The 25,416-nt window shown below is 65.6% G+C and carries 19 protein-coding genes; 8 read left to right on the plus strand and 11 right to left on the minus strand.

Going from position 1 to position 25,416, the window contains the following annotated elements; all coding sequences use genetic code 11:
* Window positions 1–76: 76 nt before the first annotated feature.
* Window positions 77–817, plus strand: coding sequence for a fumarate/nitrate reduction transcriptional regulator Fnr (gene fnr / locus V6M87_RS08210; RefSeq protein ID WP_332876124.1), 741 nt, complete (start codon window positions 77–79; stop codon window positions 815–817).
* On the opposite strand, the gene hemN is transcribed toward fnr, so the two are convergent.
* The 3 genes from hemN to V6M87_RS08225 form a co-directional block, all read right to left on the minus strand.
* The gene (gene hemN / locus V6M87_RS08215; protein WP_332876125.1) at window positions 814–2,199 is read right to left on the minus strand and encodes an oxygen-independent coproporphyrinogen III oxidase; all 1,386 of its coding nucleotides are present in this window, start codon (window positions 2,197–2,199) and stop codon (window positions 814–816) included. The genes fnr and hemN overlap by 4 nt on opposite strands.
* A 144-nt stretch (window positions 2,200–2,343) precedes the next feature.
* Complete coding sequence (locus V6M87_RS08220; RefSeq protein ID WP_332876126.1) at window positions 2,344–2,538, minus strand: YqaE/Pmp3 family membrane protein; 195 nt, start codon at window positions 2,536–2,538, stop codon at window positions 2,344–2,346.
* Between the two features lie 43 nt (window positions 2,539–2,581).
* On the minus strand, window positions 2,582–3,307 hold the full coding sequence (locus V6M87_RS08225) for a haloacid dehalogenase type II (protein WP_332876127.1): 726 nt from the start codon (window positions 3,305–3,307) through the stop codon (window positions 2,582–2,584).
* Window positions 3,308–3,449: 142 nt separating this feature from the next.
* Between V6M87_RS08225 and V6M87_RS08230 the strand changes: the two genes are divergently transcribed.
* Entirely contained in the window at window positions 3,450–4,622 is a 1,173-nt protein-coding gene (locus V6M87_RS08230; RefSeq protein ID WP_332876128.1) for a tetratricopeptide repeat protein, read from the plus strand.
* Here V6M87_RS08230 and V6M87_RS08235 read toward each other — a convergent pair.
* The gene (locus tag V6M87_RS08235; protein WP_332876129.1) at window positions 4,594–5,127 is read right to left on the minus strand and encodes a GNAT family N-acetyltransferase; all 534 of its coding nucleotides are present in this window, start codon (window positions 5,125–5,127) and stop codon (window positions 4,594–4,596) included. The genes V6M87_RS08230 and V6M87_RS08235 overlap by 29 nt on opposite strands.
* Window positions 5,124–6,419 (minus strand): amidohydrolase family protein, encoded by a 1,296-nt coding sequence (locus tag V6M87_RS08240; RefSeq protein ID WP_332876130.1) that lies wholly within the window; start codon window positions 6,417–6,419, stop codon window positions 5,124–5,126. The genes V6M87_RS08235 and V6M87_RS08240 overlap by 4 nt, the downstream gene beginning before the upstream one ends.
* Before the next feature lie 164 nt (window positions 6,420–6,583).
* Between V6M87_RS08240 and V6M87_RS08245 the strand changes: the two genes are divergently transcribed.
* The 4 genes from V6M87_RS08245 to V6M87_RS08260 all read left to right on the plus strand — a co-directional run bounded on the left by V6M87_RS08245 (window position 6,584) and on the right by V6M87_RS08260 (window position 13,193).
* Window positions 6,584–7,306, plus strand: coding sequence for a phasin family protein (locus tag V6M87_RS08245; protein WP_332876131.1), 723 nt, complete (start codon window positions 6,584–6,586; stop codon window positions 7,304–7,306).
* A 90-nt stretch (window positions 7,307–7,396) separates the two neighbouring features.
* Window positions 7,397–9,148 carry an ABC transporter ATP-binding protein gene (locus tag V6M87_RS08250; RefSeq protein ID WP_332876132.1) on the plus strand — a complete coding sequence of 584 codons (1,752 nt, stop codon included), beginning with the start codon at window positions 7,397–7,399 and terminating at the stop codon, window positions 9,146–9,148.
* Window positions 9,138–10,931: an ABC transporter ATP-binding protein gene (locus V6M87_RS08255; RefSeq protein ID WP_332876133.1), complete on the plus strand. Its 1,794-nt coding sequence runs from the start codon at window positions 9,138–9,140 to the stop codon at window positions 10,929–10,931. Before V6M87_RS08250 ends, V6M87_RS08255 begins: the two co-directional genes overlap by 11 nt.
* Window positions 10,932–11,114: 183 nt before the next feature.
* Complete coding sequence (locus tag V6M87_RS08260; RefSeq protein WP_332876134.1) at window positions 11,115–13,193, plus strand: tetratricopeptide repeat-containing diguanylate cyclase; 2,079 nt, start codon at window positions 11,115–11,117, stop codon at window positions 13,191–13,193.
* A 266-nt stretch (window positions 13,194–13,459) separates the two neighbouring features.
* Here the strand turns inward: V6M87_RS08260 and V6M87_RS08265 are convergent, their stop codons facing one another.
* From V6M87_RS08265 to V6M87_RS08290, 6 genes are all read right to left on the minus strand, one after another.
* Window positions 13,460–13,789 (minus strand): hypothetical protein, encoded by a 330-nt coding sequence (locus tag V6M87_RS08265; RefSeq protein ID WP_332876135.1) that lies wholly within the window; start codon window positions 13,787–13,789, stop codon window positions 13,460–13,462.
* A 69-nt stretch (window positions 13,790–13,858) separates the two neighbouring features.
* The gene (locus V6M87_RS08270; protein ID WP_332876136.1) at window positions 13,859–14,791 is read right to left on the minus strand and encodes a hypothetical protein; all 933 of its coding nucleotides are present in this window, start codon (window positions 14,789–14,791) and stop codon (window positions 13,859–13,861) included.
* 12 nt (window positions 14,792–14,803) lie between these two features.
* On the minus strand, window positions 14,804–18,421 hold the full coding sequence (locus V6M87_RS08275; RefSeq protein ID WP_332876137.1) for a tubulin-like doman-containing protein: 3,618 nt from the start codon (window positions 18,419–18,421) through the stop codon (window positions 14,804–14,806).
* Window positions 18,422–18,443: 22 nt separating this feature from the next.
* On the minus strand, window positions 18,444–18,905 hold the full coding sequence (locus tag V6M87_RS08280) for a hypothetical protein (RefSeq protein ID WP_332876138.1): 462 nt from the start codon (window positions 18,903–18,905) through the stop codon (window positions 18,444–18,446).
* Between the two features lie 23 nt (window positions 18,906–18,928).
* Window positions 18,929–20,413, minus strand: coding sequence for a hypothetical protein (locus V6M87_RS08285; protein ID WP_332876139.1), 1,485 nt, complete (start codon window positions 20,411–20,413; stop codon window positions 18,929–18,931).
* Window positions 20,410–21,888, minus strand: a complete 1,479-nt coding sequence (locus V6M87_RS08290; RefSeq protein WP_332876140.1) for a hypothetical protein — start codon at window positions 21,886–21,888, stop codon at window positions 20,410–20,412. The genes V6M87_RS08285 and V6M87_RS08290 overlap by 4 nt, the downstream gene beginning before the upstream one ends.
* Before the next feature lie 270 nt (window positions 21,889–22,158).
* Here V6M87_RS08290 and V6M87_RS08295 point away from each other — a divergent pair, with 270 nt between their 5' ends.
* Together V6M87_RS08295 and V6M87_RS08300 are read left to right on the plus strand one after the other, a co-directional pair.
* A complete protein-coding gene (locus V6M87_RS08295; protein WP_332876141.1) occupies window positions 22,159–23,184 on the plus strand; it encodes a hypothetical protein in 1,026 nt (341 codons plus the stop codon).
* 314 nt (window positions 23,185–23,498) lie between these two features.
* The gene (locus V6M87_RS08300) at window positions 23,499–25,385 is read left to right on the plus strand and encodes a hypothetical protein (protein ID WP_332876142.1); all 1,887 of its coding nucleotides are present in this window, start codon (window positions 23,499–23,501) and stop codon (window positions 25,383–25,385) included.
* The last annotated feature ends 31 nt before the right edge of the window (window positions 25,386–25,416 follow it).

Genomic DNA, 25,416 nt, shown 5'->3' on the forward strand with positions numbered 1-25,416 from the left:
AAGCGCCGCCGCGCCGTCTACCGCTAAAATGCCCGTTTCGCACCATGAGCCAGCACGAAGCAGTAGAATCGGCGCCATGACAACTTCCCCCCTCCCCGCCATCAAAGCCGGCTGCGCCACCTGCAGCATGCACCAGCTGTGCCTGCCCATGGGCCTGTCCGACAACGACATGGCCCGCCTCGACCAGGTCATCGGCCGCCGCCGCCGCATCGCCAGCGGCGAACGCCTGTACCAGATGGATGCGCCATTCAAGTCGCTGTACGCGATCCGCTTCGGCCATTTCAAGACCTCCCAGATCAACGCCGCCGGCGGCCAGCAGATCACCGGCTTCCAGATGGCCGGCGAACTGCTCGGCATGGACGCCATCAGCAGCGAACGGCACCAGTGCGACGCGGTGGCGCTGGAAGACAGCGAAGTATGCGAGATTCCCTTCGATACGCTCGAAGGCCTGTTTGGCGAGATGCCGAATCTGCTGCGCCACTTCCACCGCATGATGAGCGGCGAAATCACGCGCGAGCAGAACGTCATGCTGCTGCTGGGGAATATGCGCGCCGAGCAGCGCTTCGCGGTGTTTCTCACCAACCTGGCGGCCCGCTACGCCGCGCGCGGCTACTCCTCGACCCAGTTCGAGCTGCGCATGTCGCGCGAAGACATCGGCAATTACCTGGGCCTGACCATCGAAAGCGTCAGCCGCCTGCTGTCACGCTTCAAGACGCTCGGCCTGCTGGCAGTGACCAAGCGCGCCATCACCCTGCGCGAACCGGCGCGCCTGCAGGCGCTCGCGGCCGGCACGGAGCAGTGCAGCCCACTCGTTTAGACCGTGGCGGAATGGCGCTGGCCAGACTCGAGGTAGCGGTCGAACACCATGCAGATATTCCGGATTAACAGGCGCCCTTTCGGCGTGACCGTGATCCAGTCGGGCGTAACCGTGGCCAGGCCGTCGGCCTCGAGGTCGGCCAGCGCCGCCAGCTCCTGCGCGAAATAATCGGCAAAGGCGATCGGAAACGCCTGCTCGAAGGCGGCCACCGACAGCTCAAAATGGCACATCAAACTCCCGATCAGGGAGCGCCGCAGCGCGTCGTCCATGGACAGCGTCACGCCCCGTTCGATGGGCAGCGTGCTGGCGTCGATGCCGGCATAGTAGGCCGTCAGGTGCTTGGCGTTCTGGCTGTAGGTGGCGCCCACGGCGCCGATGGCGGACACGCCGAACGCGACGATGTCGGCGTCGGCATGCGTCGAATAGCCCTGGAAGTTGCGGTGCAGCCGGCCCTGGCGCTGCGCCACCGCCAGCTCGTCGTCCGGCTTGGCGAAATGGTCCATGCCGATATACACATACCCCGCCGTAGCCAGCCGTTCGATGGCCAGGCCCAGCATGGCCAGCTTGGCGTCGGCGCCGGGCATGTCAGCGTCCTGCAGCATGCGCTGCGCCTTGAACAGGTGCGGCATGTGGGCGTAGTGGTACAGCGCGATGCGGTCCGGGTCGGCCGCGATCACCCGCTCGAGCGTGGTCGCCATCGTCGCAAGCGTCTGCAGCGGCAGGCCGTAGATCAGGTCGATGTTCACCGAGCGGTAGCCAAATGCCCGGGCGGCGTCGATGATCGCCTGGGTCTGCACCTCGGGCTGGATGCGGTTCACGGCGCGCTGCACCCGCTCGTCATAATCCTGCACGCCCAGGCTCAAACGATTGAAGCCTTGCCGGCGCAGGCTGGCAATGCGCTCCACCGTGACCGTACGCGGATCGATTTCGATGGCATATTCGCCCACCGCGTCGGGCGCGAATTGAAAGTGGCTGCGCAGGTGCGCCATCAGCTCGTCCATTTGCGCGTCCGACAGATAGGTCGGCGTGCCGCCGCCCAGGTGCAGCTGGTCGACGCGGTTCATGCCGTCGTAGAGTGCCGCCTGCATGGTGATTTCACGCTTCAGGTAATCGAGGTAGACGGCGGCCTTGTCGCGCTCGCGCGTGACGATCTTGTTGCAGGCGCAGTAGTAGCAGATCGACGCGCAGAACGGGATGTGCACGTACAGCGACAGCGGCGTGCCGCTCTGGCGCGTGCGGCGGTGGGCCACGGCGGCGAGATAGTCGCGGTAGCCGAACCCGTTCTGGAAGCGGTCGGCGGTGGGGTACGAGGTGTAGCGCGGACCGGGGCGGCCGAGTTTGCGCAGCAGCGGCGCATCGAACGTGGGAGAAACTAAAGACATGGACACTTCCTGCTGATGGACCGCCCGGGCTTGAGCAAGATCCTGTTGCAGGGAGTGTAGAAAGACGGCTCTTTAAAATCTTTGCGCTGCATCAAATATGCCCCAGCCAGCTGTGATAGCGGCGGAGGCAGATGCTGGGGCAAATCAACCGCGCTGGCGCATCGCCTCGTCGATTTTTTTGTCAGTGTTGTACTGACTGAGTGCATACACGGCCCAGATGGCGGCCGGCAGCCAGCCGATCACGGTGATTTGCAGGATCAGGCAGATGACGCCGGCGATGGGGCGGCCGATCGTGAAGAAGGTAAGCCAGGGCAGGATGAGAGCGATAAGCAGGCGCATGAAAACTCCTTGAGGGGTGAATTAACGTCCATGATACGTGAGCTCAGCAGCCAAGTGCATGCGCCACGTCCAGCATGCTTTCGGCGACGACATCCCACGCGTGGTCGGGCGCCAGGTCGGTGCTTTGCTGCGGCCCGTGCTCGTGCGGCCGGCGCAGGAAAATGGTGCGCAGGCCGAGGGCGCGCGCAGCGAGCAGGTCGTTGTTGTGGGCCGCCACCATGCACACTTCGGTGGGGGCCAGGCCAGCCGCCTCGCAGGACGCCAGGTACACCGCCGGCTGCGGCTTGTAGGCATGGGCGATTTCGGCGCCAAGGATGACGTCCCACGGCAAGCGGCCGTAGCGCGCCAGGCGCAGCATGCCGGCGATGTGGCCGTTCGAGAAGGGCGCGATGGCGAAGCGCTGCTTGAGGCGCAGCAGCCCTTCGACCGCGTCGGGCCACGGGTCGAGCCGCTCCCAGCAGCGGTTCAGATCTTCCAGCGCGATGAAGGGGATATCTTCTGCCCTCACGCCATGCTGCTGCAGCACCGTTTGCAGGTTTTCGAGGGTGAGGATATCGAGCTTGACCCAGGGCCGGCGGTGGCTGCGCACTTCTTCCATGGCCGGCTGGTAGCCGGCGCGCCAGGCGTCGGCAAAGGCCAGCGGATCGGCTGCGATGCCGTGCTTGCGCAGGAACGGCTCGCAAGCACGAGCGACGCTGGTGCGCCAGTCGACGACGGTGCCGAAAACGTCGAAGCCGAGCATGCCGATGTGTTCAAATGAAGCGCTCATGAAAGTGCCCCTTCCGGTTGACGACGATGCCGGTATCCTACACCGATGGCATGCTGCCGTCCTTTTACCTGCGCGTGACAATTGGAGAGACACCGGCGCATGCGCGCGCGGTACGATGGCTTTTTAATTCCGAGCGGACACTATGCGAATTGCGACACTTGCCTTGACCCTGGCCTTGGCCACACCATCGGCCTGGAGCGCCACACCCTGCGTCGATGTCTGCCTGGCGCTGGTCGATGAAGGTACTCTGCTGTCCTATCAAGGCAAGAAGCAGCAGGCCTACGAAAAATTCAAGGCGGCCATCGCAGCGGCGCCTGAAGCCACCTGGCCGCTGGTGTCGGCCGCCACCATGCTGATCGACATGTCCTGGCACAGCGAGCAAGCGCAGGCTGGCAAGCTGCGTGATCAGGCCGAAGCGCTGACGCGCCAGGCGCTGCGCCTGGAACCGGCCAACCCCATGACCCAGGACGTCCTGCGCCAGATTCTCGACGGGCCGGTAGTCACAGCGCACGTGCCGCCTCCCGCGGCTCGCGCGGCGATGCAGCAGGCCGAAGTGCTGTTCACGCAACGCCAGTTCGACGCAGCGCGCGCGCAATACGAGGCGGTGATGGCGCTCGACCCGCTCTGGGAGCTGGCCTGGATCGGCGCGGGCGACTGCTATTTCGCGCAGCAGGACTGGGCGCACGCCGAGGCGCAGTTCCGCCGCGCGACCGAGATCGCGCCAGAAAATGCCCAAGGGTGGCGCTTCCTGGCCGACAGTCTCGCCCGGCAGGGCAAGCGCGAGCCGGCTGCACAGGCGCTGTACCGCGCCGTCATGGCCAATCCGGCCGACCGCAATACCTGGAACCACCTGGCCAGCCTGCGCGCGGCGCAGCAAAGGCCGCTGCGCTCCCTGCACCTGGAACGTGGCAGCCACGTGTCGGTGGGGGCGGACGGCAAATACAAGGTGAACCTGGATAACACGGGGGTGCGCAAGGACAGTGCGCCGGATCTGGCGTTTGCGCTGTCGCTGGCGCTGGCCGAAGTGAATGCGCGCACTGCCGACAGCGGGAAAGTCAAAACGGTGTATGCGATCGAACTGGAAGCGTGGCGCACGGCCCTCAAAATTGCGGACCAAGCCAGTGCAGCATCAGGCAAGACCCTGACCGATCCGGCGCTGCTGCAAATGCAGGCCATGCAGCGCGACGGCCAGCTGGAACCGGCCTTGCTGGTGCTGAGCTATCGGCCACCTTACCGGGCCGCGTTCGACACATGGCTGGCCGCCCATCCCGACGGCGTGAAAGATTTTATTGACCGCTACGGCCTGCAGCCATAATCGCACCCAGTTCGGCCAGATACACATTGCTGTCGGTCGTGTACGGCGCGATGGTCTGCACGCCCTGGTACCGCAGGCCGCATTTTTCCAGCAGGCGGATCGACGCAATATTGTCCAGCGACGTGATGGCCATGATGCGCGCCATCCCGAGTGCCTGCGCATGCTGCAGCACCGCGCAGGCGGCTTCCCAGGCGTAGCCGTTGCCGCAGTGGGCGGCGAGGAAGGCGTAGCCGATGTCCGGCTCGGGCAGCGCATCACGCTTGATCAAGCCGCTCATGCCGATGGGCGCGCCGTTCAATTCGACCACGTACATCGAATGGCCGCGCGCGGCCTGCATGGCGATGGGGCCATCCTGCAGCGACTGGCGGGCGGCGTCGACGGTGCGGACGTTGCGGTCCGCGATGTGGGTGATGAAGCCGGGGTCGTTGAGCAGTGCGAGGTAGAACGGCGCGTCGTCCAGGGTCGCGGTGCGCAGGATAAGCCTTGCGGTTTCAGCGATCTTCATTGGCGCGCCTCTGGCACGCGGCGCCCCAGCCGGAAATCGACACTGCCCGGCCGCCCCGGCAAATTGAGCGTCGCGGCCGCGCGCGGCGCCTCGCTGATCACGACACCGCGCCGCACCACGGCGCGACGGGCGGCGCGCAGCCGGATCGCCTCCACCGTGCTGCCCGCATCGAGCAGCACGAAATCGGCGTGGCAGCCCACCGACAAGCCATAACCCTGCAGGCCGAGGATGCGCGCGGGCGTCTCCGTCACGGCCAGGAAGCATGCATGCATCGCGGCCTGCCCGGTCATCTGCGCCACGTGCAGTCCCATGTGCGCCACTTCCAGCATGTCGCCGGAGCCGAGCCCGTACCACGGGTCCATCACGCAGTCGTGCCCGAAGGCGACGTCGACGCCGGCCGCCATGAGTTCCGGCACGCGGGTCATGCCGCGCCGCTTCGGATAGGTGTCGTGGCGGCCCTGCAGCGTGATGTTGATGAGCGGGTTGGCAATCGCCGCGACACCCGCTTCGGCGATCAGCGGCAGCAGTTTGCTCACATAATAATTGTCCATCGAGTGCATCGAGGTCAGGTGCGAGCCGGTGACGCGTCCGTGCAGGCCGAGGCGCTGGGTCTCGTACGCCAGTGTTTCGATATGGCGCGACATGGGGTCGTCCGATTCGTCGCAATGCATGTCGACCATCAGTCCCCGTTCAGCCGCGAATTCGCACAGCAGCCGCACCGATTCGGCGCCCTGCGCCATGGTGCGCTCGAAATGGGGAATCCCGCCGACCACGTCGACACCCATCGCAATGGCCCGCTTCAGGTTGGCGAACGCGTTGCGGCTGCGCAGGATGCCGTCCTGGGGAAAAGCCACTAGTTGCAGGTCGATGTACGGCGCCACCTGGCGTTTCACGTCGAGCAGCGCTTCGACCGCCAGCAGGCGGTCGTCGCAGATGTCGACGTGGGTGCGGATGGCAAGCAGGCCGCGCGCGGCGGCCCAGTCGCAGTACTGCAGCGCGCGTTCGACCAGCGCCTGCTGCGTCAGGTCGGGTTTCAGCTCGCCCCACAGCGCGATCCCTTCGAGCAGCGTGCCGGACGCGTTCACGCGCGGCAGGCCGTAGCTGAGGGTGGCGTCCATGTGGAAGTGGGCGTCGACGAAGGGCGGCGTGACCAGGTCGCCGGCGGCGTCGATTTCACGCGCGCCGGTGACGGCCAGGCGCACGCCGACGGCGGCGATGCGGCCGTGCTGCACCGCGATATCGATGTGCTGGGTGCCATCGGGCAGCGTGGCGTTGCGAATGACGAGGTCCATGCGTACTCCTGTCTAGAGGTGAAGTGATTGTAGCGCCGCTTGCAGCGTTTTAGTGCCGCAATGGAAGAAGTTAGCGGCAAGATTCCTCTTTCCATCATTGCCGTTCCTCGCTACACTTCCCATCATATATTGCAGCGCGCCATACACCACTGAGAGGAAGAAGCATGACATTTCCAGACAAGTTATCCGACGCGGGAAAAGAACAGCTCGCAAAACAGATCGATTATTTTCAGGCCTTCAGCGCGCGCGCCTTCGAGAACGCCGAGCGCATCCTGGCCCTGAATCTCCAGACCACGCGCGCCGCGCTCGACCACACCGCCGGCGCCGTGCGCCAGCTGGCTGACGTGCGCGATCCACGCGACCTGATGGTATTGACCAGCCAGACCCAGACGCAGGTCGAGGCCGCCATGGCCTACAGCCGCAAGCTGTTCGAGATCGCCAACCAGCCAGCAGTGGCGCCGGCCGCTGCACCGGCGCCCGCGCCCGAGGAACACATCGTGACGGCGGCACCGGTCATGGTCAGCGAACCGGTGGCAGAAGCCGCACCGGCGCCAATCGCCGCGACGCTGGACGAGCCGGCCGAACCGGCCGCCGCCCCGTCCGCGTCCGCCATCCTGCCCAGCACGCACCCGCTTGGCGAAGCGGACCCTGAACCGGCGCCGGCCATTGCGGCCCGTGCCAGGCCAATCGCCAGGGCGGCCAGCAAGGTCGCCGCCGCACCGGTCGAGGCGCCCCACCCGGCCGCGTCACCGATGCCGGAAGCCGGGCCGATCGCCATGCCGGCCATCGCGCCGGTCGATGCCGTGGCGGCGCCCCTCGAAGCGGCCGCCGCGCCGCAGCCGAAACGCGCCGGCGGCAGCGCGGCCAAGGGCAGCCGAAAACGCTAGCCCGGCGGCGTCATCCACTTAAACAGGGTAAATTAGCGGGCTTCGGCCCGCTTTTTTCATCGCGGGCAGCCCCATTTCAAGGATGTTGTAATGAGTTTATCGCGCCTGATCGGCGGATTTGTGCGCCGCCATAGTCGCGCCTATGTGTCATCGGCCTTCATGCTGGTCGGCGTGGCCGTCTGCACTGTCTGGGTTCCGCGTACTGTCGGCGCCACCATCGATGGCCTGGCTGCCCACGCCCTCGACCGCGACGCCCTGTTGCTGAAACTGGCCGAGCTGGTCGCGCTCGGCGTGGCGATCTACGTGCTGCGCGTCGGCTGGCGCCTGCGCCTGTATGGCGCCGCCTACCAACTCGGGGTCGAGTTGCGCACGCGCCTGTACGCGCGCCTGACCGCCCAGGGTCCCGCCTTTTATCAGCAGCAGCGCACCGGCGACCTGATGGCGCTGGCCACCAACGACGTCGACGCCATCGAAATGGCCGCCGGCGAAGCGATGCTGGCCGGCTTCGACGGCCTGCTCACGCTGGTCATGGTGCTGGCCATCATGGTGCTGGGCGTCGACTGGCGCCTGGCCGCCGTCGCCCTGCTGCCGTTTCCGCTGATGGCGGGCGCGTTCTGGTACATCTCGCGCCACATCCACGTGGCCGCCACCGATTCGCTGACGCGCTTCTCGAAATTGAACGACCATGTCCAGGAAGCCCTGTCGGGCGTGCGCACCTTGCGCGCACTGGGGCTGGAAGAGCGCAGCAGCAAACAGTTCAGCGAACTGGCCGCACGCGCCGCCGACAGTTCGCTGAGCGCGCAAAAATGGGAAGCCGCGTACGAACCGGCAGTGGGCCTGACCCTCACCGCCGCCAGCGCCCTGACGCTGGGCCTGGGCGGCTACCTGATCTGGCAGCAGCAGCTGACCATCGGTGCGCTCACCAGCTTTACCATGTACCTGGGCCAGCTGATCTGGCCGATGTTTGCGTGCGGCTGGGTGCTGTCGCTGATCCAGCGCGGCAAGGCAGCCCTGCAACGCCTGCAGCCGCTGCTCGACGCGCCGCTGTCGGTCGATGACCACGGCGCCCTCACGCGCCTGGCAGACGGCCCGCTGGCGCTGCACGCGGTGCGCTATGCCTATGCAGGGCAAAGCCGCCCGGCTCTGGATAACGTCAGCATCAGCTTGCCACCGGGCCGCACGCTCGGACTGGTCGGCCCCACCGGGTCGGGCAAGTCGACGCTGCTGCGCGTGCTGCTGCGACAGGCCACCCCGCAAGCGGGCGACGCCACCTGGGGCGGGCAGCCGCTGGCCGCCTACACGCTCGAAACACTGCGCGCGGCGATCAGCTGGGTGCCGCAGGAATCGTTTCTGTTCTCGGCCACGATCGCCGAGAACATCGCCCTGGCCCGACCCGACGCCACGCGCGCGCAGATCGAGCAGGCCGCGCACATGGCCGCCATTCATGACGACATCCTGCGCTTCCCGGCCGGCTACGACACCGCGGTCGGCGAGAAGGGTGTGACCCTGTCCGGCGGCCAGCGCCAGCGCGTGGCGATTGCCCGCTCGCTGCTGGCCGAATCGACGCTGCTGCTGATGGACGACGCGCTCTCGGCGGTCGACACCGGCACCGAAACCCGCATCCTCGACCACCTGGCCGAACTGCGGCGCGCGCGTCCAGGGCTGTCGGCCATCATCGCCAGCCACCGCCTCTCGTCGGTCGTCAATGCCGATCTGATCGTGGTGCTGAAGGACGGCCACATCGTCGAATCGGGCAGCCACGACGACTTGCTCGCCAAGGACGGCTGGTACGCCAGCCAATGGCGCTATCAACAACTGGAGGCCAGCCTCGATGCCATCTGAACCAAAACCCGCCATCACCCCGATGCGCCAGGCAACCAGCCTGCTCACGCGCGCCGCCCGTCCCGATGCGCGTCACCTCGGCTGGGCCACCTTCTGGCTGGTCATTGCCGCCGGCCTGGAAGTACTCGGCCCCTTGCTCGGCAAGGCGCTGATCGACGACCACCTGCTGCCGCGCCACCTCGACTGGCAGCGCATGGGGCTGCTGCTGGGCGGCCTGCTGGTATCGGGCTGGATCGCGTCCTGGCTGCGCTACCTGCAGCTGGTGCGCCTGTCCGGTCTGGCCATGCGATCGGTGCAGCGCCTGCGCGAATGGGTGTTCGGCCACGTGCTGCGCCTGCCGATGTCGTTTTTTGATCGCGCCATCACGGGTCAGCTGGTCAGCCGCGTCACCAACGACACGGAGGCGGTCAAGACGCTGTACATCCAGGTATTGTTCGTGATCCTCGACAGCAGCATCGTCCTGGTCGGCACCATGATCGCGATGGCGTGGCTGGACTGGCGCCTGATGCTGATCGTGCTGTGCCTGGTACCGGCGGTGGTCGGCATCGTCTGGCTGTACCAGCGCCTGTCCGCGCCGGCCGTCACGCGCGCGCGCGCACTGCGCAGCGAAATCAATGGCCAGATGGCCGAATCGATCGGCGGAATGAGCGTGCTGCAGGCGAACAATGCGGCCGGCCGCTTTGGCGCGCGCTTCGGCGCCACCAACGACAAGCACTACACGGCGCGCCTGGCCGAGCTGCGCGCGAATGCGTTTTTATTGCGGCCAGCGCTCGACATGCTCAACGTCGTTCTGCTGGCGGTTGTCCTGTTCAGTTTTGGCCTGCGCGAGATGAGCGCCATCGAGGTGGGCGTGCTGTACGCCTTCGTCAGCTACATCGCCCGCGTGGTCGAACCGATGATCCAGATTACGATGCAGTTCAGCGGCTTGCAACAGGCCGTGGTGGCCACCGCGCGCGTGGCAACGCTGCTCGACGAACCCGGTGCAACTGAACACGGCGTCAGCCGTCACTTTGATGCCGAGCCCGCCCCCGCAGCGCGGGCGCCAGCGGATGCGCCGGCCGTCTCCATGCACGACGTCGTGTTTGGCTATGTGCCCGGCCAGCCGGTCCTGCACGGCCTGTCGCTCGACATCGCCCAGGGCGCGTTCATCGGTATCGTCGGCCACACCGGCAGCGGCAAGTCCACCCTGCTGTCGCTGCTGCTGCGCTACTACGACGCCGACAGCGGCAGCATTGCGATCCTGGGCGAGCCGCTCGCGACGATCGGCAATGCGCGCTTCCGCAACGAGGTGGGCCTGGTGCCGCAAGACCCGTTTTTACTGGCCGCCAGCGCGCGCGAAAACATCGACATGGGGCGTGGCCTCTCCGACGCGCAGATCGAAACTGCCGCGCGCGCGGCGCATGCCCATGATTTCATCGTGGCGCTGGAACAGGGTTATGCCACCGAGCTGGGCGAAGGTGGCTCGCGCCTGTCCACCGGCCAGAAGCAGCTGATGGCGATCGCCCGCGCCCTGGCCGGCGCTGCGCGCATCCTGCTGCTCGACGAGGCGACATCGCACATCGACAGCCAAACCGAGCAGATCGTGCAGGAGGCCTTGAGCGAACTGCGCGGACGGGTGACGGTGATCGCCATCGCGCACCGCCTGTCGACCATCCGCGACGCCGATCGCATTATTGTGCTCAACCATGGTCGCATCGCCGAGTCAGGACCGCACGACACGCTGATGCAAATCGATGATGGCATCTACCAGCGCTTATATATGTTGCAACAGTTAGCGGCTTGAATCAGCAGGTCGCTGCGCGCTGCACAGACAAATCACAATGTTGATGTTACTTACGCTTAATATTTAATAGGGATAAGATTAGTTTTTGTATCCAAAACCACACAATCTGATATTTCCCTGCTGCAACTCACTATAATGGAACGGACGCGCAGGACCATCCTGCCCTGCCATGGCCAAACAAATATGCGCACAGTCCCGCCCCGTCATTCACGTGTTCGCTGCAGCAATGTGCTGGCGGCGGCGCTATGCCTGGCGTGCGCGCTGAGCGCTGGCACGGCCCTTGCGCAAACCTTTTCACTGGCGGCGCGGCTGGAAGAATTGCGCGAGCTGGGCCGGTTTGTGCCGGACAAGGCGCTCGATACCCTGCTGCAGATGGAGCCGAAAGCGCGCGCGGCGCCCTTGCCGGAAAAGGCGGAATTCCTGTCGCAGGTGTGCCAGGCGCGCCTGAAAATCGGCCAGCACCAGCAGGCGCTGGCCGTTTGCGATGAACTGATCGCGTTGGCGCGTCAGCTCAACAACGACGTCGCGCTGGCCAAGGGTTTGCTGAGCAAGAGCTACGTCGTGTACGCGATGGGCGAGCAGACCGCCTCGCACCAGCTGGCGTGGGAAAGCGAAAAAATCGCTGCCGGTACCAAAGACGCGGGCCTCAAGCTGCGGGCGGCGATCACGGCAGGCGAGGCGTACGCCGAGGAAGGCAACTTCCCGATGGCCTTGACCCGCCTCGATGCCGCCGCCAACCAGGCGCGCCAGGACGGCCAGCCGGTGAATATGGTCATGGCGCTCAATGCCCTGGCCAGGCTGTACGGCAGAATGCGCGAATACGACAAGGGTTTTTCCACGCTGGCCGAAGCGATGCCGTTTGCCGAAATGAGCGATTCGCCGGGCCGCGTGGCCACCTTGCGCAGCGCCGAGTATGGCCTGGCGATCGATTCGGGCCAGCCGGCGCGCGCGGTCGCCGCACTACTGGAGGCGCTAAAGCTCGAGCGCAAGATCGGCGCGAGCGCAATGGTCGCCTACACCTTGTCGGATCTGTCGGACAGCTACCTGAAAGCCCACGATTATCCACGCGCCCTGCGCTACGCCGGCCAGGTCGTCACCGAGGCGCGCGCCATCGGCGACTTTCGGCTGGAAGCGACCGCGCGCGTGAATGTCGGCCAGGCCTACCTGGGCATGGGCAAGCTGGCCGAGGGCAAGCGCAGTTTCGAGGCCGGCCTGGCGGTGTTCGAAAAATCGGGCAACAAGCCGGACTTGCAGGGAGTACTGGTCGAATATGGCGCCGCGCTGGAGCGCGTGGGCGACCTGCAAGGCTCGGTGGAGGCCTACCACCGCGAACGCGCGCTGTCGAACGAGATGTTCGAACGGCGCCGCCAAAAGGCGATGATGGAGCTGCAGGCGCAGTACGAGGGCGACCGCAAGGAGCGCCAGATCGAACTGCTGCGCAGGGAAAATCAGGTGAAGAGCACGGAGCTCGAGAACCGCAACCTGCAACAGCGTATCTGGTGGCTGCTTGCGGCAGTGTTCGGCATGGGCGCGGCGATCGTCGGCACCTTGTACACCAAGATCCGCCACGCCAATTTCCAGTTACATCTGAAGAACCTGGAACTGAAGCAGCAAAGCGTGCGCGATCCGCTGACGGCCTTGTACAACCGGCGCCATTTCCAGGATTTCATGCGCGGCTTCGCGTCCAGTGAAAAACGCGGCGCCGGCGCCTCGGGCGAAGAAATGGTCGGCGCCCTGTTCCTGCTCGACGTGGACCACTTCAAGCAGATCAACGACGCCCACGGCCACGCCGCCGGCGACGCCGTGCTGAAAATGATTGCGCTGGCGTTGCAGGACATCCTGCGCGAGACGGACATGATCGTGCGCTGGGGCGGCGAAGAGTTCCTGGCGTTTTTGCCAGCCGTCCCGCGTTCGAGCCTGGAAGAGGTAGCGCGCCGCGTGCTGACCGGGATTGCCAGCTTGAGCGTCGAGTACCAGGGCGAGCCGCTGTCGGCGCATGTCTCGATCGGCTTTTCACCCTTCCCGCTGGCGCCAGGCGGCGTGGCGCTGCCATGGGAGCGCGCGGTGAACCTGGTCGACATGGCGCTGTACATGGCCAAGTCGCATGGGCGCAACCGGGCCTATGGCGTGAACGGCTTTGCCAATTTCGACCAGACCACGATGGAAGAGATCGAGGAAAACCTGGAGCAGGCGTGGCGGGCGGGGTATGTGGATTTGTCGGTGGTGCTGGGCGGGTGGCCGGAGTTGCGGGCGGCTAGCTAAGGACAGAGATGCAAGGCATCAGCCCGCGCCGCTTTTCACCGTTCGCTTAAAAACGTCATCCCGGCGAAGGCCGGGACCCATAACCCGTTAGCAGAACTCAGGTTCAGGCGCGGCGCAGCCGCAAAACCCGATGCGTCATTGGAATCACGGCTCCGCCGCGCAATGTGACTGGTACTGTTGGCGTGGTATGGGTCCCGGCCTGCGCCGGGATGACGGTCTTTAGGATGACGGTGAGAAGAAAATCACTGTTTATCCAGCACCCAATCCTACTGCGCCGCCTTCTGGATTTTCTCGCCCGCCCGCTCGACCTTCTTGCCCACTTCATTGGTCGCATCGTTCAAGCCCTGGCGCGCATCGTCGGTCGCTTCGGCGATATCGCGTTTCGCCTGCTCGCCCGCTTCGGCCATCTTGCGCTTGGCTTCTTCGGCCTTGTCGATCGGTGCATGCAGCGACTTGGCGACCCTGGCGCCGGCGTCGTCGACCGCTTTGCCGGCTTGCTGCGCCGGACCCGGGGCGCCGTTGTCCTGTTTCGGCTGGCATCCGGCCAGCGCCACCAGCGCCAGCAGCGCGGCCAATAAGGTTGTCATGTTGCGCATGCTAATCTCCTTCGGTTTATGTTGCCGACCAGCATACACCGAGTCGTGCGCGCACGGTGTGTCCAACTGTTACAGCCCCTGGTACAGGCGCTCGGCCTTGGCTTTGAGCGCCTTGCAGTCGCGGTTGCCCGCATCGACCATGGCGACACAGGTATCCATCTTGTCGATCGCGCCCTTGTAGTTGCTGCGGCTGATGTCGCGTTCGGCCTCCGCCATCAGCGCACGGGCCGATTCCTGCGCGCTTTCACGATCGGGCACGCGCGCCGGCACCGGCGTGGCTGCCAGTGCCTCGCGTTTGGCCGCTTCAATGCGACCTTTCACCGCTGCTGTCTCCATGTCCTCGCCCCAGCGCCGCGTGAACGTCGCCAGGCGCGTACGGGCGCGCTCGGGCGCGGACGATGCCAGCGCTGCGTCAATCGCGCTGCTGGCGTCGACCCAGGCCTTTTCACGCAGCCGCTTGCGCTCGCAGGCGCTGGCCGCCGTGTTCAAGGCCGTCTGCAAGCGCTGCAGCTGGGCCGGCGTGGCGCGCGTACCGCGCAGGGCGATCAGTTCCGACTGCGCCTGCTTGCCGTTGCACGCCTGCGCCGTCGCGATGGCCGCGTCAATCCGGCTGTCGAGTTTGTGCGCGGCCGGCCGGGCCACGACCCAAGCCAGGTACAGCAAAGCCAGCCCGGCCAGCCACCATATCCAGTGCAGCGGCTGGCGCTGCGGCGGCGCTGCCGCGCTCACCACCTTGACCACCGGCGGCGAGCCCACGGCGTGAGCTGCGGCTTGCACTGGCGGCGCCACGACAGGTGTCGGCCGGGCCGTTTCTGCCACGGGTTCCGGCAGGCTGACCGGCACCGGCACCGCTTTCACGGTAGATACCGGCGGCACTGGCGGCACCGGCCGCACCAGGCCCGCCTGCTGGGGCGTGCCGCAGTACGGGCAGAATGCCACCAGCCGCGGCAAAAGATGGCCGCAGGCGGGGTTGCTGCACTGGTAGGTGATTTGCTCTTGCACTGTCAAACTTTCTTAATCTGGATCGGGAATGGCGTCGTCGGGGTCGGGAATGGCAGCGCCGAACAGCGCGGCCAGCGCCGCCATGTCGCCCGCATGCTGCCACTTGCCGGTCTTTGGATCCCAGCGCATGTCCCACACGCGGGTATCGAACGCGATCTCGCCGCGCGCGGCCTGTGCGGCCAGTTCGGCTAGCGTGAACGGTCCGCGCTGGGCGCCCGCGACAAAGGTCTTGAAACGCTGCTCGACTGGCGCCAGCGCCACCGGTGCGGCGCGCCGTTCGAGTACCTCGGCCGCGCGCGCGTCGCTGGCCAGGAACTCGGGACGGAACACGCGCTTGTCGACTGGCCGCTCGACTTCCCAGTGATAGGCGTCGTTCGACGAATCGGGCACGCTGTCGGTCCACTGCGCCAGGCTGGCCAGTGCAGCGTCGACCTGCGGCGCGCCCAGCTCGGGCGAAAGCATGGCGGCGCGGCGCGACCATTGCTCGTACAGGCGCCGCGCCGTGATGTTCGGCAGCGACGGCGACGGCAGCTGCGCCCCGGTTTCGTCCGCCTCCAGGCGCGGCTCGTAGACGCGCAGCTGGTAGTGCCGCATCAGCGCCGCCAGCAACAGCAGCTGGTTCGGCCCGATGGCGGTAAGGCGCTGGCGCACCGCGCCAATCACCTGCTCGCGGTAATACGGCGGCAGCCCGTTGGAACGGATCGCGTACTCGTTCCCGATCTGCAGCCACTCGCCCGATCCCGGTTCGACTTCGAACAGGTACTGGCCGCGCGGCTGGAAACTCGCTTCGCGGTCGCCCAGGTCCGGCCGGCGTTTGATGACGCCCAGCGCGATCGCCCGCAGGAACCATTCGTAATCGTCGGCCAGGCGACCCAGTTCATCCATCGACGGGGAAATCGGATGGCGAAAACGCGTGGCGTCGAAGTGCAAATGGGTGGGAATGCGCGGGTTTTCGATCTGGTACGAGGTGCGCCAGGTGGGCAAGCCGCGCAGCACCGTCATCGGGTAGCCGGACAGTTCGATGTAGCAGACCGCCCGACCCGCGACGCCCGTGTTGACGATGGAAACCTGGTCGCCGTGGAACGAGCCGGTCGGCGCGGCGGCGCGCAGTTCCGCTTCCAGCCGGCGCCAGGCCTGCACGTCGCCGACGCCAATAAAACACTTGAACTGGTCGGCGCGCGGCGTGAACTCGGCCGAGAAGCGCGCATTCACCCACGGCATGGCGCTCTTGATCCATTCGGCGAAGACGCGCTGGCGCTCGGGCGCGGCCATGGTCGAGAGCACTTCCAGCAGCGGATCGACCGGTTCTGCCAATTCGTCCACGGACAACTGGGTCTGCGCGCGGCGGAATAGTTTGAGCAGCAAATCGCTGCGTAGCCTGTCGTCGGCCAGTTGCGGGAACAGGCGCGCCGAGCCGCCGAATTCGAGCAGCACTTCTTCGCTCCAGGCGCTGACATCACCCGTCAAACGCGCCGGCGCGGGCAGCACGTCGCTGGCCAGCTTGATGTAGGTGGCGTGATCCTGGCGCGCTTCGGCGCGCAGCTGGCTGATGCGGGTATCGACCGCGCCCAGCATGGATTGCACGAAGCGGCGACCCTCCTGGAATTCGCCGGCCACGCCGCTCCACTGCGCGTTGCCGTATTCATCAAGCGACTGCGGGTCGCCCAGCCAGGCCGACATCGTGCGCATCACGTCGATCGATTGTCCCGCCGCCACCGCCAGCAAGTGAAAGCGCAGGTAGTCGGCGATGTCGCGCTTTAAATGGCCCATCACCTCCCTGGCCTGCGCATCCTTGCCGAACAGGCGGTTGGCCGCCTGGCCCAGATTGCCCAGCGACTCCTCCACCTGGCGCGTGCGCAGTGCATCGCGAATGTCGCGGTACCTCTTGCTGTTGCGCTCCGCATGCACCAGGTCGCGCTGCTGCAGGCGCGCCTTGATTTGCTCCAGCAGCGACAGCACGAATTCCAGGCCGCCCTGCTTGCGGTCGTCCAGCAGCGCGTACAGGCGCGCACGCAAGGTGATCTTCAGGCGCGCCGTCAGTTCGGTGGTGTGGCGCTTGATGCGGTCTTCGCTGGTTTCGGCCACGGCGCCGGCTTCGCGGATGGCGTCGCGTTCCAGTTGCGGCAGCAGTTCGGCCACCTTTTCGCGCCACACCTTGACGTCGTAGGCGGCCATGATGCGGTCCATCTCGAGCTGCACCTTGCTCTCCACCCGTTCGAGCAGCGAGCGGCTGTCCTTGTCCAGCAGGAGCTGGTCGGTCAGGGCAAATTCCTGGAACGGCGTGATGTCGACCGTGCCCTTGCGGAAGTCGGGGAAGGCATCGAAGGCGTGTTCGTTCAGCGCCATCTGCTCGCGCATGAAGGCATCGCGTTCGCCGTCGCCGGCGCGGCGCGCGGCCGTGCCGTCGGCGCCCACCAGGCCGAAGAACGCTTTCACCATCAGCGCGGCCAGTTCATAGGCACGGATATCGTCGCGCAGGCTTTGCTGGGTGTCGAGCACCGACTGGCCGAACGCCGAATAGACTTTCGAGTACGACAGGCGCATGTCGCCGAAGCGCTGCTCCGGCACCTTGGGGTTGTACGGCCCCAGTTTGTGCTGCTGCTGGTTGACGGCCACCGAGCGCTTGCGATTGGCAAAATCGGCCGAGGCAAAATCTTCAAACAGCGTGTCGGCCACCATTTGATAGATGTCCTTCATGTCGGCGGTGGCCTTGTTGGCCAGATTGGCGTTGTCGACAAAATACACGTCGTCGAAGGGCGCGCCTTTGCCGACCACACTGTCCGGGTCCATCCAGCGTACTTGCGCATTCATGTCGCGCATGGCCGTTTCCAGCTCCATCAGCGTGGCGTAGGCATTCGCTTCGGTGCGTTCCTTGTTCGCTTTCGCAAACCCGGACGGCAGGAACATCATCAGGTCGACCTGGCTGTCCGACACCTCCTGGCGCGCGATGGCTTTCGCGATCCAGCCCAGGTCGATGGCCGTGCCTGCGCCGGTGCCGCCGGCGCAGGACGCGATGACGACGATACGGTATTTCGAGGTGTCGACCTGCAGGCCCAGGCGCTGGTAATTTTCTTTTCTCTCGATGCCGGCATTGCTGCCCAGTGCATTCAAGGCGCCCTTGATGCGGCCGCGCAGTTTCGGGTATTTGTCGAACAAATACAAGCGCGCCAGCGCGCGGATCTGGCCGGCGCCCTTGCTCGGGTCGATGCCCAGCGAGCGCAGTTTTTTGGGACGCAGCGGCATCCACTTTTCGATCAGCGGAAAACGCGCCAGGCTGTCGTCGGAGTCGTGGTATTGCGGCAGGTCGAGCGGTTCGACCAGGCGCTCTTCGTCGGTCAGGCGCACCAGCTCATACCAGGGATCGGTTTTTTGCGACTTGCCCTCGTCGATGATGGCGTGGCTGTCGAGGTCGAAATGCAGGAAGCGCGCGACCGGAAAATCGGCAATCGATTCCACCCTGGTCGGGTTGTGGCGGTTCCACACGGCGGACAGGATGCGGCGGCGGATGCGCAGCATGACTTCCATGCCGGTGCCGCCGGCGCCGATGAACAGCGTCGGGCGCAGGTCGACCTTGAGTTCGGCCTGAGCGCCGTTCGCTGTCAAGCTTGCCGCGTTGGGGAAATCTGCCATGTGGGTTCTCTTTCGGGTTTGGTTAGCGGCGGCCGGTGAACAGCGCCGCAATCAGGGCGATCACGCCCACGACGACCAGCGGGCCGGCCACGGCAAAGGTCAAAAATTTGCTGGCATTGACCAGCGCCAGCACAGCGGCCGAGGAGATGAAACCGAGACCCAGAAACAGCAGCCAACCCGCGCTGCCGGCCGACGACGGCGCCACGCGGCGCACCACCAGGTGGTGCACATACGCGTTGCGAATGAAGAAGAACACGACCAGCAGCACGATGAAGACGGCGCCGCCGATGGCCAGGTCGCGCGCCGACGTGTCGGTCACGGGTGCGCCGGCCACCGGTGCAATCTCGACCGGCTCGACCGCGGTTGGCGGCAGCGTTTTCGGCAGCGTATCCTGCGGCACACCGGGTGCGTCGGCCGGCAGCTTGAAGCCTGGATCGCCGGTGGGCGCGGCCGGCGCGGCGGGGGTGGATTGGGTGGCTTGCATCGTGTATTCCTTGTAGCGCGAGATTAGCGGCCGAGACGGACCTGCGCACCTTCGCGCAAGTCGATCAGCTGGTGGCCGAACAGGGTGGTTTTCAGTTGGGCGACCTGCTGGCCCGCCTTGTCGTAAATGGCTTGCGTAGTGCCGGCGCGTCCCTGCATGGTGCGCAGTTCACCTTCGACGGTCACAAAGGCCTTGCGTGGGCGGCCGTACAACGTGGCTGCCGCGGCAGCGCCGCCCAGCAAGGCCAGTGCCGCCGCGCCCAGCGCCAGCAGCGGCGCCATGCCGTAGTGGACCCGCACTTCCAGCGGCAGCACGGCGCTGGAGGCCTGAATATTCGCAGGCGGCGTAAAAATGTCCGGCAGCGGATCGCCCGGGAACAGTTCGGCCATGCGCTGGCGGAAGGCCTGCGACAAGATGAGTTTTTGCCCGCTCAGATTGAGCTCGATGCGGCCCGGCAGCACGTACGCCGCCCCCGCCGATTGCAGGGCGGCCAGCGACCAGTTCCCCGGCAATGCCTTGACCGGCAATGTCATTGTGGAGGGCAGCGGTTGCGACTTGCCAGGCGCAAGATCATTCACCTGCGTCGCGCCCAGCGCAATCGGCCGGTTTTCGCCACCCACGTGGGAGCTGGCCGTCAGCACGGCGCTGCTGATCGTGTACGGATACATGCGGTTTTCCAGTTGCCAGACGATGCTGGCGGTGGGCGCGCGCAGCGCCGCGTCGACATCGACGCGCAGCACGCCGCCAGGGCCCATCGAGAACGTCACGCCCTGCGCCCCTTCGACCTTGCGCGGTTTCAGGCCCACGGTATCGCGGTCGAGCGGTTTCAAACGCGCCGGCGGCTCGGTGATGACCTGTTGAATACGCCCGGTCGCCAGCAAGCGCTCGAGTTCACGCGCGCCCTCGGGCCGCACGCCAAAGGCATACACCATCAAGCCGCTGGCGCGGTAGTGCTTGTCCTGCACCGGCATTTTGAGCGGGAAAGCGAGCGCCCTGGCGATGGCGCCACCCTGGTGAATCAGCGTATAAAACTCGCGGTTGCGCGTGGCCGTGGCCTGGTCGTTGTTCGGGCTGTTACGGTTGTTGGTGAACAGCCAGACGATGCCGGGTTTGCCGGCCAGCGCGGTGACGATGGCCGCGTTGACCGCTTCGCCCAGGTCGGTGTCGGCCAGCGCAGCACTATTCGGCTTGTGCGCGACCTCCAGCGCGGCCAGCGCCGCAGCGGTGCGGGTTTTGACGGTGGCATCGGCCTTGAACGACAGCAGCGCTCTGGGCGACGGCGCGCCGGGCAGGCTCTGGTTGAACGAGGCCAGCACCACGGCGTCGCCGGGACTGGCGACCGCGCCCACCAGGGCCGTGACCAGCGGCTTGAAGGGTGACGCGGCATCGCTGTAAAACGGCGCCATCCAGCCGGAGTTCTGGACCAGGAACACCTGCGGCAGCGCGTGCGCGGTCGATGCGCACGCTGCCAGCGCCAGCGTCGCGGCGAAGTGGCCGAGGCGCCTCACGATGCGTCTTCCAGGCGCCAGCCGCGGATGCGGTTCCAGTCCGGATGGTGTAGCCACAGCGCGCCATCGTAGACCAACGCAGTGCATTCCTGCGGCCGCGCCAGACGGGCGATATCGTCGAGAATGACGTTGCGCCGGCCGATCCATTCGACGGTGGTACGCGCGATCACGCGCGTGGCCAGCGCATCTTCGGCGCGGCCGGTGTACTGGTGCAGGCGCAGCACCAGACCGCTCGGCTGGCTGCGGTGGTCGTTCAGCGCGCGCAGCAGCGGCAGCACCAGCGAATCGTCTTCGTGCGGGTCGTCGACGCGGGCGTCGGACCACGGCTCGTCGACCACCGCATGGCCGCGCCGGAACAGCAGGCTGGCGAAGCCGAGCCGGGCGCCGTCGAGGGCTTCCTGCTCCGGCGTGACGGTGCCCAGTTCCAGGAAGGTATAGGCCTGGCCGTCATGGCCGAGCTGCCACAGGCGGCCGTCGCGGCTCTGGGTGGGGCCACCCAGTTCCAGGCGCGGCTGCCATGGCGCCGGCCATGGCAGGTACTGCGGCGCCTGGCCCGGTTGCCAGATCAGCTGGCCGTCGCGGTGCAGCCAGTACAGGTGGCCGTCGTACGAAAATGGCGCGGTCCAGCCGGACGCCGGGGCGCCGGCGCAGGGGTAGTCGCGGGCCTGAGTGAAATCGGCCTCAACGCTCCACAGGCGCGTGACGCCGTCGCGGCCGACGAACAGCACGCCGATGTGGCGCCGCAGTGCGCCGGGTGCGCTGGCCAGTGTGGCATCGAACAGCATCTCGGTGCGCCAGGTTTCGGCAATGGGATTGAAGAACAGCCGGCGCAGGCCGTGCGCGGTCGGCACGATGGCCACTTCGCCGCGGCTCGGGTGCAGTGCGGGCAACCACGCATAGCCGGACGCGCTAAAGTCGAGGCCGGACGCTGGTTCTTCCGCCACCAGCACATGCCACTGCTGCGCCGCCGGATCGAAATACTGCAGCACGCCGCGCTTGGGCGCAAGCGCGAGCAGGCGCTGCTGCGCAAAGCCGAACGTGGCAGCGGCGAACACGCAATGGGCGTTCGGTGGCGGCGCCATCGACAGTTCCGCGCGCCCCACGCTTGGGGCGGCCGGGCGCCGCTCCAGGCTGTCGCCCAGTGGCAGGCGCGTGACAGGCAGACCGTGCGGCAACTGGCGCGGCAAAAACGGGTCGGCGGCGGCGCCCCACCAGTCGGCGTGCGGCGCGGCTGCGTCTGGCTGTTGCAAGGGGTTGCCGCAAGCGGGGCAATAGGCAAACCCTTCCGGATAGATGGACGCGCAATGGCAGGCGCCCGGCAAGGACGCGCCCAGCAAGCCGGCCACATCGCGCACGCGCGCCAACGCCGGCCCCTGCCAGTCGATGCGGCCCAGCCCGTCGCTACCAGTCAGCGCAAACTGGCCGTTGTTGTCTTCCAGCCAGTTGCTGGCTGCCGTATCCCACTTGTATGCCATTCTTTGCCCATCGTTGATATATGTATGTGACTTGCCATTTTTTTAGTGCGTCACATTGTTGCAAATCAAATCATAGCGCGCACCATGCGTCAACGGTGCCCCGATTGACATGGTAGCGTCTGGCAAGCCTTCGGGGAGCGACGCTTGCACCTCTTACTCTGCGGCGGGGCCGACCGCCGCGTTTGCGCCACATTAAATGAACCAAGCTTGCGCGGGCGCATGCCGAGCGGCACGTATAATTGCGCCCTCCCCGCACGTTTCCTTCAGACCATGTCCAACGACCTCCCCCAGCACGCCATCGACGCCGCCACCAGCCACCTGCGCGACGTGCTGGATATCGCCATCGAACACGGCCCGGAACAAAGGGCGCTGGTGGTGTTCGATGCCCGCACAGGCTTGTCGCGCGCCTTGACGCAGGCGTACCGCGCCAACCTGCCGGATGCGCAGTTCGTCGATTTCGACACGATGGCGCATGACGACGTGCTGGCGGCCTTCAAGTCCATGGCAGCCGGCGACCTGGTGGTGCTGGTCCAGTCGACCAATTTCCGTCTGGAGGCGTTCCGGATTCGCGTGGAGCTGTTCAAGCTGGGCCTGAAAGTGATCGAGCACGTGCACCTGTCGCGCATGCCGGGCGTTCAGGGCGAGCACTATATCGAAGCGCTGGCCTACGATCCGGCCTATTACCGCGGCGTCGGCCAGAAGCTCAAGTCACGCATTGATGCGGCGCCCGGCGCGGTGGTGCATGGCGGCGGCGAACAACTGGTGTTTGGCTCGCCGCTCGAATTGGCCAAACTCAATATCGGCGACTACAGCGCGATGAATAACGTCGGCGGCCAGTTCCCCATCGGCGAAGTGTTCACCGAAGCGCAGGACCTGGAAGCCGTCAACGGGCGCGTGCAGGTCCACGTCTTCGGCGACACGTCTTACCTGGTCAACCGCCCGGAGACACCGATCACGCTGGTGGTGGAACGGGGCCGCGTGGTCGACGCCATCGGCAGCACGCCAGCGTTCGACCAGGTGCTGGCCAATATCCGCGCCGAGGAAGGCGAAGTCTGGCTGCGCGAACTGGGCTTCGGCATGAACCGCGCTTTTACGCGCGCGCGCCGCGTCGACGATATCGGTACCTATGAACGCATGTGCGGCATCCACCTGTCGCTGGGCGCCAAACACGGCGTCTATCAAAAGCCTGGCTTCAAGCGTAAGGACGCGCGCTTTCACATCGATGTGTTTGCCGTGACGGACGCCGTGTACCTGGGCGATGAGCAGGTGTATGCGGATGGGACCTGGACGGTCTGACCATCAGCCTGACGATCGCATCGCTCGTACGCGCTATGCGTTGAAGTCATGCAGCGTTGCTGCACGCTCAACTGGTCTTTGCGCAGCATCCGGCTTGGCCCCGCCCTCCTTCACGACCTGCATCAGGCTCCGCCCCACGTCGATGCGCATGATGCGATTCCATCGATCGTCATAGGAAGTTGACAGCACGGGCACAAGCGCGCCGCAAACGTGCGCATGATCAGGAACAAGTGCGGCGCCTTCCCGCCCCCCCTTTCTGGCGTAGCCTTGAAAACGTGAGCTATCCAGGGCTTGAACCACCGTCGAGGCGCGCCATGAGCGAAACAACGACCCCTCCTGAAGACCGCTACTGCGACCTGATCATGAAGGGCGGTATCAGCAGCGGCATTGTGTATCCCAAAGCGGTAGCGCTGCTGGCGCGGCGCTACCGGTTCCGCAGCATTGGCGGCACCTCGGCCGGCGCCATGGCTGCCGCGTTGACGGCAGCGGCGGAACTGAATCGACGACAAAACCATACGCTTGCGGGCTTCGACATGCTGTCCGCTCTGCCCGAAGACCTGCAAGGCATTCCCGGAAGCAAGCACAGCGCACTGCTTGAACTCTTCCAGGCGCAGACCAGGACCCGACGCCTGTTTTCGGTACTGCTTTGGGCACTGAATCGCGAAGGGACCGGGCGCAGGATCGGCGCATCACTCGTCGGACTCGTCCTGCAATATTGGCCGGCAACGGTGGCAAGCCTGGCGCTGGCAGGTTTGATTGGTCACTGCGTAGAATGGGTCGCAGGCATCCTCACATTGCTCTTGGCATTGCTTTCAACCATTGGCATCTGGGTCTACGTCGACCTTGTATGCGGCATGGTCAAAAACGGCTTCGGCCTGTGCTCGGGAATGCCGGCCGGCACTGGCAAGCCCGCCTTGACCCCGTGGCTGCATGAACAGATCCAGCGCATTGCCGGACTGAAACCGGGGGATGCTCCGCTCACCTTCGGACAACTCTGGAGTGCCGATGGTTTTCCACCGGCTTGGCTAGAAATTCCACCGCCACCAATGACGCGTTCGATCGACTTGCAAGTGTTTTCAACGAACCTCGGACTCGGCCGGCCATGCATTTTGCCGCTGTCCTCCAACGATCCACCAGACGGCCCGGCACGCGAACGCCTGTACTTCAATGCGGCAGAACTGGCACATTACCTCCCGGAAGAGGTGCTGAATTTTTTGACGATTACAGGCGCCGCCTACCAACCCACACCAGGCGCCGAACGGATAGATCCGCTTGAAGCCGACGCCCTGCGGCTTGGCTTGCGGGAACTACCCAAGCCAAAAGAATTCCCGGTCTTGCTTGCAGCAAGGATGAGCCTGAGTTTTCCGTTCCTGCTGTCGGCCATTCCGTTGTGGTCCATCGAGAGGAAGACCGGTATGGCGCGCGGGGCATTTCGCCGCTGCTGGTTCTCGGACGGTGGCATCAGTTCCAACTTCCCGATTCACCTGTTCGACAGCTTGCTGCCGATGTGGCCAACCTTCGGGATCAACCTGGAAGACTACGACCAGGACACTGGTAATGAAACGCCGCCACCGCCGCACCTTCAGGAGCGGGAAGAACAGTGGCAAAATTTCGATGAGCAATCAAGCGGAAGATCGCGGCTTGGCGGCTTTCTTGTGTCGATCGTCCACGCGATGCAGAACTGGAATGACAACGTGCTGGCGCACATGCCTGGCGTGCGCGACCGCATCGTGCAAGTGCCCTTAATGTCCGATGAAGGCGGACTGAACCTGGATATGCCGCGCGAGAAAATGAACCGGGTCAGCAAACGCGGGCAAAAAGCCGCTGCATGCATACTTCAGCATTTCGACGCCGCCGACCCGCGCAAGTCGCCTGCGCCGGGATGGGACGCCCAGCGCCTGGTGCGGCTGGCAGTTTTGCTGCAAGCGATCGAGGCCCGGATTCCGGGCCTGGCGCAGGCACTCGATCCGTTGCTCCCCTATGTGACCGATTACATCACCCTGATCAACCGCGCAGAGCCCGATCTGGACGCAAACAACCTAGCACGCGCGAAGCAAGTGTCCGGATTGACGCTGCAACAGATCCGGGACATTCGCCGCGCTTGGCGAACATGGCGGCGGCTGGCAAGGAGCGGCGCAAAACTGCACAACGCGCGTGACGCCGGAGCAAATCCGGAGCTGCGCGTCAGGCCACCGTTGTAACCGTTACCTGCCGATCGGCGTCCGCCATGCC

Origin of the sequence: Massilia sp. S19_KUP03_FR1, from assembly GCF_036688685.1 — a bacterium.
Lineage (GTDB): Bacteria > Pseudomonadota > Gammaproteobacteria > Burkholderiales > Burkholderiaceae_D > JALYUM01.

Bases quoted from the DNA above. Each gene is read 5' to 3' on its own strand.
- fnr (WP_332876124.1), top strand. From the start codon at position 77: ATGACAACTTCCCCCCTCCCCGCCATCAAAGCCGGCTGCGCCACCTGC.
- hemN (WP_332876125.1), bottom strand. From the start codon at position 2,199: ATGTCTTTAGTTTCTCCCACGTTCGATGCGCCGCTGCTGCGCAAACTC.
- V6M87_RS08220 (WP_332876126.1), bottom strand. From the start codon at position 2,538: ATGCGCCTGCTTATCGCTCTCATCCTGCCCTGGCTTACCTTCTTCACG.
- V6M87_RS08225 (WP_332876127.1), bottom strand. From the start codon at position 3,307: ATGAGCGCTTCATTTGAACACATCGGCATGCTCGGCTTCGACGTTTTC.
- V6M87_RS08230 (WP_332876128.1), top strand. From the start codon at position 3,450: ATGCGAATTGCGACACTTGCCTTGACCCTGGCCTTGGCCACACCATCG.
- V6M87_RS08235 (WP_332876129.1), bottom strand. From the start codon at position 5,127: ATGAAGATCGCTGAAACCGCAAGGCTTATCCTGCGCACCGCGACCCTG.
- V6M87_RS08240 (WP_332876130.1), bottom strand. From the start codon at position 6,419: ATGGACCTCGTCATTCGCAACGCCACGCTGCCCGATGGCACCCAGCAC.
- V6M87_RS08245 (WP_332876131.1), top strand. From the start codon at position 6,584: ATGACATTTCCAGACAAGTTATCCGACGCGGGAAAAGAACAGCTCGCA.
- V6M87_RS08250 (WP_332876132.1), top strand. From the start codon at position 7,397: ATGAGTTTATCGCGCCTGATCGGCGGATTTGTGCGCCGCCATAGTCGC.
- V6M87_RS08255 (WP_332876133.1), top strand. From the start codon at position 9,138: ATGCCATCTGAACCAAAACCCGCCATCACCCCGATGCGCCAGGCAACC.
- V6M87_RS08260 (WP_332876134.1), top strand. From the start codon at position 11,115: ATGCGCACAGTCCCGCCCCGTCATTCACGTGTTCGCTGCAGCAATGTG.
- V6M87_RS08265 (WP_332876135.1), bottom strand. From the start codon at position 13,789: ATGCGCAACATGACAACCTTATTGGCCGCGCTGCTGGCGCTGGTGGCG.
- V6M87_RS08275 (WP_332876137.1), bottom strand. From the start codon at position 18,421: ATGGCAGATTTCCCCAACGCGGCAAGCTTGACAGCGAACGGCGCTCAG.
- V6M87_RS08280 (WP_332876138.1), bottom strand. From the start codon at position 18,905: ATGCAAGCCACCCAATCCACCCCCGCCGCGCCGGCCGCGCCCACCGGC.
- V6M87_RS08290 (WP_332876140.1), bottom strand. From the start codon at position 21,888: ATGGCATACAAGTGGGATACGGCAGCCAGCAACTGGCTGGAAGACAAC.
- V6M87_RS08295 (WP_332876141.1), top strand. From the start codon at position 22,159: ATGTCCAACGACCTCCCCCAGCACGCCATCGACGCCGCCACCAGCCAC.
- V6M87_RS08300 (WP_332876142.1), top strand. From the start codon at position 23,499: ATGAGCGAAACAACGACCCCTCCTGAAGACCGCTACTGCGACCTGATC.